This window comes from Endozoicomonas acroporae (assembly GCF_002864045.1).
GTDB lineage: Bacteria > Pseudomonadota > Gammaproteobacteria > Pseudomonadales > Endozoicomonadaceae > Endozoicomonas > Endozoicomonas acroporae.
Genome location: NZ_PJPV01000282.1, coordinates 1 through 655 on the forward strand (window position 1 = coordinate 1; position 655 = coordinate 655).

Here is a 655-nt window from a genome sequence, read left to right on the forward strand (position 1 = left end):
TTTAAAAATGTGGAATCCAAATTAAGCTGAATTGATTTAGACAACTTCGGTTGTTTAATGAAAATTCTTGCTGAGACACTCTCAAGTTAATTACCGAAAGGTAATAGCTAATGTGTATGGCGATGAATTTGAATAACTTCAAATTCATTTGATCGTTAAAGGTAGTTGTATTGACTGACCTCTAACGATTTACGAAGGTAAATCGTTTCGGGTTATATGGTCAAGTGACTAAGCGTACACGGTGGATGCCTTGGCAGTCAGAGGCGATGAAGGACGTGGTAATCTGCGATAAGTCTTGGGGAGCTGATAAACAAGCTGTGATCCAGGAATTTCCGAATGGGGAAACCCAACGGCATAAGCCGTTATTCCTTACCTGAATACATAGGGTCTGGAAGGCGAACCCGGGGAACTGAAACATCTAAGTACCCGGAGGAAAAGAAATCAATTGAGATTCCCCCAGTAGCGGCGAGCGAACGGGGAGTAGCCCTTAAGCAATTTATGAGTTAGTGGAACACTCTGGAAAGTGTGGCCATAGTGGGTGATAGCCCCGTACACGAAAGGCCAATCATTGTGAAATCGAGTAGGACGGGACACGTGAAATCCTGTCTGAACTGTCTTCGGACGAGGGGGGACCATCCTCCAAGGCTAAATACTC

1 rRNA gene is annotated in these 655 nt (G+C 44.4%); it reads left to right on the forward strand.

Annotated elements, in window-relative coordinates:
* Positions 1-218 precede the first annotated feature (218 nt).
* Positions 219-655 (forward strand): 23S ribosomal RNA (locus CX664_RS25205); the annotation flags it as partial.